Here is a 7,034-nt window from a genome sequence, read left to right on the forward strand (position 1 = left end):
ATCTGCCTTGCTAACACCGAACTCGCGGCATACCTCGCCGTGATCCAGGTGCCGGTCTTGATGATGTAGACCGCGTCGATCTCGTCGAGTGCACTCTTCATCGAGGCGGCGGCGAACACGGTCAGCGTCTCGTTCTGGGCCGAGGCTGGCGACCAGGCCGCGAGCAGGACGACGAAGGCGTAGAAAAGGGCGGACAGGCGGGACACCGAAAGCGCTCCACGCTTGTTCGCGCGCGCCCGAAGGCCTCGCGCAGGACACGACGCTATCGAGCGGAGTTTGTGGGCCAAGCGTTCGGCCTTTAGAGGTTGATAATGTACTTCACGAGGAAGACCATCCCGACCATAACAAACATGGCGGCCACTAAGACCACGGCCTCCATGCTGGTCATAGCCACTGCCTTTCCCGCATCGAGCGCATATCGTATCGACGAAGCTCATAGTCGTCTACTGGGCCTTTGATCTGCCTCCTTGCTGATATCTTGCTCAAGGGCTGGTTCCGCAACGGTCACAAGCGCCGGTTTGCCCCTTAGCCGGTGGCTTCTGGTTTGCCCCCAACTTCGGACATGCCCCTGCGCCGCGCAAACTGTCGCGAAGGGCCAGCAGCGGACAGTCGTTCTAAGGTCGGAGAGCAGAGTTGGGACAATCAGGCCATGGCATGCGTCTGTTCACGCTAGGCCAACTCGGCCAAGCGTGAACGAGTCCCTTTGATCAGACGGTCGGGACGGTGCCGCCGTCGATAACAAACTCAGAGCCGTGGATCGAGGCGGCGCGATCCGAGGCCAAGTAGGCGATGACGTCGGCGACCTCATAAGGTTCGGCCGCACGCCCGATGGAAATCCCGCCCAGACTGTCGAGGACGACTTGCCGCGCCTGCTCGATCGTACCGCCATTGGCGGCCTGAATGCGCTTCAGCAGGTCGACGGAGGACTCGGTCATGATCCAGCCGGGGGAGACGACGTTGACCCGCACGCTCTTCGGTCCCAGCTCCTTGGAGATCGACTTGCTGTAGGTTCTAAGCGCGGCCTTGGCAGCGGCGTAGGCGGTAGTCGCCTCGGGCAGAGGCAGGACCGACTGGATGGAGGTGACGTGCACCACCGCGCCCGCGCCCCGTTCGATCATCTGCGGAATCAGGAGGCGGTCGAGGCGGACCGTGGCCAGCAGGTTCAGGTTTAGTTCGGAGAGCCAGTGGTCGTCCGTCAGGGCCACAAAGCCGCCGCCGGGCGTGGACGAACCGCCGATGACGTGGGCCAGGATGTCTACGCCGCCCATACGCTCGAGCGCCGCCTTGGCCAGCGTTTCCCCACCCTCGGGAGTTGTCAGGTCCGCCTGGACGAACTCGACACCGTCGACAGGCTCCATCGCTCCGCGGGCGGCGGTGATCACCCGGGCGCCGCCGGCGAGGAAGCGGTCGACGGTGGCACGGCCCAGACCTTTGGTGCCACCGCTGATGAGCACGCACTTGCCCGCGAACTCGGTCGGATCAGCCTTGATGGTCATGCCGTGATCTCCAGGGCCTTGATGGCGTCGTCTTCCAGCGTGAAGCGGTAGGTGAAGCGGATCGGGCTGCCCTTGAAGTCGCCATGGCCGGGACCTTCGACGACGACCTGGCCGTCTTCGTGCCGGACGGTGTCCGGCGTGAAAATCGCCTTCGCCCCGACCACCGCCTCTTCAAGCAAATGCTTTATTTCGGCGTGCCCCCGAAGAACGGCGCCGTTATCGCGAAGGATGGCGTCGGCTGCGAAGGGTGTCAGCATGCCGTCAACATCCAGACGGGCGTTCGCGGCCACATACGCGGCGATCGGGGATGGAAGTTCGAGCGTCATTGTTCTTGTCCTGCTTGCTGCGGTCGCAGCCGCGGCGGCTGCAAGTTCGGTTGCCAGCCAAGATAGCGATGGACATCTGGCGCGATAATCGGGACAATTCGGGATGTGTCATCACGAAAATCGGGACAATGTTGCAGAGCAGCCTGAACGAATTGGACGCCGTGCTCATGGTCGCCCGCCGGGGCAAGTTTCGCACGGCTGCGCTTGAGCTCGGGGTTTCAACGACCGCGCTCAGCAACGCGGTCGGAAAGCTGGAGCGCACGCTCGGCGTCCGGCTCTTCAACCGGACGACGCGAAGCGTCTCCTTGACAGAGGCAGGTCAGCGGTTCGTCGCACAAGTCGCTCCTGCCGTGCAGGACATTCATGAGGCGATGGAGGTTGCGCGCTCTCAACAAGCCACGCCTTCGGGCACACTGCGCATCAATGCGTTTCCGACAGCGGCGCGGGAAATCTTCTCGTGGCTTGTCCTACCGTTTCTCCGAGCGCACCCTCAGGTTCACATCGACATCGTCACAGAGGGGCGCCTAGTGGACATTGTCGCGGGCGGCTTCGACCTCGGCGTCCGTAGCTCAGATCTTGTGCCAGTCGACATGATCGCACTCCCATTGGGGGTCGCGCGGCGCAGTGTTGTGGTGGGAACACCGAGCTATTTGAAAGCGCACGGGACGCCCCTGATCCCCCAGGATCTCGCCGAGCATTCCTGTCTCCGCGTCCGGCTTCCCGATGGCGCAATCTACCGCTGGCCGTTCGAGAAGGACGGACAATCGGTCCATATCGACGTTGACGGTCCCATCACCCTCGACGAAGCGAGCCTCGCGCGCACCGCGGCCCTCGCTTCCGTCGGTCTCACCCTGGCGATGGAGTCCGACGTGCGAGACGACATCGAGGCAGGTCGCCTTGTGCCCGTGCTCGAGGATTGGACGCCCATTCGGTCGCCGTTGAGCCTCTACTATCCGAGCCGACGCAACCCGACCGCCGGGTTCAAGGCGTTCGTCGATTTCGCGCGGCGGCAAAGTGGGGCCAGCATTAGCCGACACACAGATCCGAAAGCGCCAGTAACGGACATTCGAGCGCTGTAAATTCAAAGTCGGTTATGGGTCATACCCGGAAAAACTCTCGGCGAGCATAACGAGTCCGGTTTGTCCCGAACAGCCGACATGAAGCGGATGCTTCACGAGGTCCGCGTAGGGCCACAAGCCGATATTGTGGTCCTATTCCGAACATCAGCGGTTCGCGAATTTGTTGTACTCCGCGATCGCCCGCTTTAGATCGTCGTATTCATCGCAGGGGATGAGGCAGATTTGCTCGAGAGCGGCGTGATGCTCTGTGGCTTTCGCTAGATCACCTTGGGCCAAATAGGCTTCACCGAGATGTTCGTGCGCGCTGCGGTGCCGAGGATTGAGGGTCAGGGCCTGCTGATAGTGCTGCATTGCCGGATCGAATTGCCGCAGCCTGCGATAAGCGTAGCCAAGGAAATTCTGAATATCGGCATTGCGGGCGTCGCGAACGGCCGCGCTGCTGAGAGCCTTGATTGCTCCTTTCCAATCGCCAACGCCGATCGCTTGCTTGCCTGCTGCGAAGTCGGGATCGAGCGCTGCCCAATCCGGCGTTTCCACCATTGCCGCCATGGTCGAGCAGATCGGCCACGCTTCGGCTGCATTGGCTATCCTGGACACTGCATTGTCCGGGCCGGCCGGCGTTGCGGTCTCGCCTTGGCGGGCTGGTGCGCTCAAAAAGTACGAAGCCAGCACCGCGGTCAGCACTCCCGCAACGGCGGCGATGAGGATCGAACGCATCATGATCGCTGTGCCGTGAGCCGGCTGCCCACACATGCGCGGGGCAGCCGCTCTCTCATCCTCTCTTTGGTCGTTCACCGCTGCATCAAGGAGGCTCTCGCCTCGCTGATTTCCACCCGATCGGTATCGGAATCCCTGGTCATCTCAACAAGCTTCTGGAAGTATGCCGTGGCCTTCTCGGGCTGATTTGCGGCCTTCGCAGCCTTGGCTCCGCCGTACAAGCCGCGCAGCCGGTTGGGCGTCGATAGCAGCGAGGTCTCGTACTCGGTCAGCGCCAGTCCCGGCTGTTGCTGTTCGAGCAACAGGTCGCCCAGCAGTTCGCGCATCGGGTAGAGCCGGTTCTCCATCGCGATGTGCTTCTCGCTGTCGTCCTCCAGATCCGCCGCCGCGCGCATGAGTTTCAGCGCCTTCTCGTTCTCCCGTCTTGCTTGCGCAATCCAGGCCGATGCACCCAGCATCTGGACTTCGACTTGCGAGGCCCAATAGGACTGGCTTGCGTTTTCCAGCGCGGCGTGGAGCCCCTTGAGCTTGGCGACCTCGCGCTCTGCAGCGTCCGGGGCGCCGCTACGGGCCGATCCCATGGCGCGGGCAAAATAGGTGATAGCCTCGGCCTGCGGAAATTGGCTGCCCCTCGGCTCAAGCGCGGCGGCTTCCTTCCATGCCTGACGTTCCAGGGCGAAGCGCGCCGGCACCGCCGCAAGCCCGGTATAGCTGTAGACAGCTTCAAACCCGAGTTTCTTCATGGCATTGCTGTCGTCGCGTAGCTGCTTCGCAGGTTGCTCCTGTCCCATTTGCAGCAGGGCGTATTCCATAAAGTCCAGATAGTGCGGCTCGCCTGGATGTGTCGCCCCCGGCCAGAGCCTGCCCGCCTGCCCCTGGGCGATCGCCCGAGATTTCGTGTTTGAAGCGACCGACTGCGTCCACATCCCCAGCATTGAATAGGTGTGCGAGGGCATGTGCTGGGCATGCTGCGCCGCGGGCGCGACCTCGGCGTATCTATTGGCGGCACCAAGACCGCGTTGCGCGAGCGTGGGGTAATCGTAGGTGTGGATCAGATAGTGCAGCACGCCTGGATGATCCGGCAGTTTTGCCTCGATCTTTTCAAGGATGGCCCCGGCCTTGAGCTGGTTCGCGAACGTCTTGTCGCTATGCAGCGCCGTCTCATTGAGAGCGAGCGCGTAGAAAATGGCCGCCTCCAGATCATCGGGATATTTCTGCATCAGCGCTTCCATCGCCTTTTCGTAGGCAAGCCCGCGCTTCGTTTGATCGACCTTGTCGTAGTCCTTGTAGTAAGGCTCGATCGCCGCGAGCCAGTCGCGCTCGCGTTCGGTCTTGGCGCTGATTGTCTTGCCCTTCTCCACCGCCTCCAATCCATTTTTCAAAGCTGTTGCTGTCAGCGGCACGATCAGCGGGTTTGGGCGCTGGCTGATCGCTATGCCCCAGTAGGCGATGGCGCATTGCGGATCAGTGGCAGCGGCGTCAGTAAAGGCCTGGACGTTGTCCGGATAGAAGAACGAGTGCACCATCGCCAGGCCGCGATCGAATTTCTCCTGCGCCTGCGGCGTGCACGAGGTCTCGAAATGCACACGGCCCAATCCTTCTCCCCAGGCCGCCGTGGCGAATGTCCCTGCTAACAGCGCGGTTATGAACGGTCCAAAATTCTGTTTCATGGCGTTCCCTCGTCGTTGCGGTCGAAATAGCAGTTTCGCGCAATCATCGCCGTGCGCCCGCGCACACTGCGAATGCTCAGTGAGAGACCGGCACAAAAGATTGTCGGTTTTAGAAGGGTGCGATGCCTGCCGACAGCATCCCCGCTGCCCATTCGGCTCTAACGGAGACGTCGGCACCATCCCGTCTCGAAGAGCAGCTTTAAAGGGAAGACTACACGATCCCAAACACACTCGAAAGAGGCCCTGTATGGCCGGCCGCAGCACATTCGGCCGAAACCAGTGGCGGCAATGTCCGTTGGAGGTCATTCTCGACCGAGCCAGCCGGTCCTGCCTGCCATTAGATGTCCGCATCGACCTGAAAGCGACCAAATTCCGCATCGCCGCGAAATGGCGCGAAGGGCCATTTCCGGACTCATGCAGTGCAGTAAAATCTAGCCTATTCGATCACCTCGTCGGCGCGAGCAAGAACCTTGTCGGGAATTTTCAGCTCAAGCGCCTTCGCTGTCTTGAGATTGATCATCAGCTCATATTTCGTCGGCGCTTGGACTGGTAAGTCGGCCGGTCTTTCGCCCCTAAGGATGCGGTTGACATAGGCCGCCGCGCGGCGAAATTCGTCCCGGAAATTAGGGCCGTACGAGATCAATCCGCCGGCGGCGGCAAAGAGACCGCGATCGAAATAAACCGTAGGCATTCTGTAGCGGGCCGCGAGCGCTGTGATCAGTTCGTGATTAGCCGCCGCCGCGGCGGTCGCGGTCACTATCATGCCGCCATTCGCGGAATTGGCGAAGGCCGCAACGGCACGCTCAATCTCAGCCGGGTACCTCACGTCGATCGGCCACACGTCCACGCCGACCGATGGCGCTACCGACTGGATGACAGCAAACTGTCCGATGCTGACGGTTATTGACGGATCGCGCAGAACCGCCACTCGCGTCACCTCTGGCGCGACCTCCTTGAGCAGTTCGAGCCACTTACCAGCCAAGCTGTATTCCATCGAAAGAAAGCCGGTTGCGTTGCCGCCGGGATGCGCGAGGCTATCGACGAAGCCAGCGCCAACGGGATCAGGGGCAAGCACGAATACCAGCGGAATAGTGCGGGTCGCCGCGTACAACTCCGCCAAATCGTCAGGGCCAATAGCGAGGATTACGTCGGGTGCAAGTCCTGCCAATTCGACCGCGAACTTGTGGATGCGGCCAGCATCGCCGGCTCCCCAGCGTATGATGAACTGCACATTGCGGCCATCGATCCACCCCAATTGTTGGAGCCCCTGGAAAAAGGACGCAAGATTGGCACGCCGTTCCGGATCGCCTTCGGCCACTCCTGTGAGTATGCCGACGCGCCGGACCCGCTCACCCTGCTGGGCGCGCACCGCGATCGGAAGCCCGATGAATTCCCGCCGCTCCATGGATTTCCCCAAGCCTAAAAGCGCTAACCAAGTGTAGCAGGCAGGCCAGACATTGTGATCATAACAAAATCAGTCGCCAATGGGTCAGACTCGGAAGTCGCGACCAGTACGAGCTATGTCCGGTTGCCCCCTAGAAGCGGCGGAAAGCGGACGTCGCCGTAGGTCCGAGAAGCGGAGCGAAGCTGAGGGCGGCCCTTCGAAGCTTGCCAGCTTTTAGGTCGGCTGAAGGCTGCTCCCTCACCCCTTCAATTTCAACTTGCCCATGAAATCGCGTTTTCCAAGCGGCGCGCCCTTGTGGCGGAGAATGTCGTAAGCTGTGGTCGCATGGAAAAAGAAGTTCG

General features: G+C 61.5%; 7 protein-coding genes and 1 pseudogene. 1 reads left to right on the forward strand and 7 read right to left on the reverse strand.

The genetic code is table 11. From position 1 onward, the window contains the following. From AC629_RS30960 to AC629_RS30970, 3 genes and pseudogenes are all read right to left on the reverse strand, one after another. Nucleotides 1–206 (reverse strand): annotated as a pseudogene (locus tag AC629_RS30960) (molybdate ABC transporter substrate-binding protein); the annotation flags it as partial. A 501-nt stretch (nt 207–707) separates the two neighbouring features. After that, nucleotides 708–1,496: an SDR family oxidoreductase gene (locus AC629_RS30965; protein WP_084808637.1), complete on the reverse strand. Its 789-nt coding sequence runs from the start codon at nt 1,494–1,496 to the stop codon at nt 708–710. After that, a complete protein-coding gene (locus AC629_RS30970) occupies nt 1,493–1,822 on the reverse strand; it encodes a nuclear transport factor 2 family protein (RefSeq protein WP_084808638.1) in 330 nt (109 codons plus the stop codon). The genes AC629_RS30965 and AC629_RS30970 overlap by 4 nt, the downstream gene beginning before the upstream one ends. 128 nt (nt 1,823–1,950) lie before the next feature. On the opposite strand from AC629_RS30970, the gene AC629_RS30975 reads away from it, so the two are divergent. Beyond that, nucleotides 1,951–2,901 carry a LysR family transcriptional regulator gene (locus AC629_RS30975; protein WP_084808642.1) on the forward strand — a complete coding sequence of 317 codons (951 nt, stop codon included), beginning with the start codon at nt 1,951–1,953 and terminating at the stop codon, nt 2,899–2,901. A 144-nt stretch (nt 2,902–3,045) separates the two neighbouring features. Here the strand turns inward: AC629_RS30975 and AC629_RS30980 are convergent, their stop codons facing one another. The 4 genes from AC629_RS30980 to AC629_RS30995 all read right to left on the reverse strand — a co-directional run. Continuing rightward, a complete protein-coding gene (locus AC629_RS30980) occupies nt 3,046–3,621 on the reverse strand; it encodes a tetratricopeptide repeat protein (protein WP_168195617.1) in 576 nt (191 codons plus the stop codon). 71 nt (nt 3,622–3,692) lie between these two features. Next, nucleotides 3,693–5,204 carry a hypothetical protein gene (locus AC629_RS30985; RefSeq protein WP_143199571.1) on the reverse strand — a complete coding sequence of 504 codons (1,512 nt, stop codon included), beginning with the start codon at nt 5,202–5,204 and terminating at the stop codon, nt 3,693–3,695. 520 nt (nt 5,205–5,724) lie between these two features. Further along, entirely contained in the window at nt 5,725–6,693 is a 969-nt protein-coding gene (locus AC629_RS30990) for an ABC transporter substrate-binding protein (RefSeq protein WP_084808641.1), read from the reverse strand. A 237-nt stretch (nt 6,694–6,930) separates the two neighbouring features. Beyond that, on the reverse strand, nt 6,931–7,034 hold a 104-nt coding region (locus tag AC629_RS30995; protein ID WP_143199572.1), incomplete at its 5' end, for a DUF1993 family protein.

The organism is Bradyrhizobium sp. NAS80.1 (assembly GCF_001908205.1).
GTDB lineage: Bacteria > Pseudomonadota > Alphaproteobacteria > Rhizobiales > Xanthobacteraceae > Bradyrhizobium.

Excerpts from the sequence above, each read along its gene's own strand:
- AC629_RS30965 (WP_084808637.1), bottom strand. The coding sequence starts at position 1,496 with ATGACCATCAAGGCTGATCCGACCGAGTTCGCGGGCAAGTGCGTGCTC.
- AC629_RS30970 (WP_084808638.1), bottom strand. The coding sequence starts at position 1,822 with ATGACGCTCGAACTTCCATCCCCGATCGCCGCGTATGTGGCCGCGAAC.
- AC629_RS30975 (WP_084808642.1), top strand. The coding sequence starts at position 1,951 with ATGTTGCAGAGCAGCCTGAACGAATTGGACGCCGTGCTCATGGTCGCC.
- AC629_RS30980 (WP_168195617.1), bottom strand. The coding sequence starts at position 3,621 with ATGATGCGTTCGATCCTCATCGCCGCCGTTGCGGGAGTGCTGACCGCG.
- AC629_RS30990 (WP_084808641.1), bottom strand. The coding sequence starts at position 6,693 with ATGGAGCGGCGGGAATTCATCGGGCTTCCGATCGCGGTGCGCGCCCAG.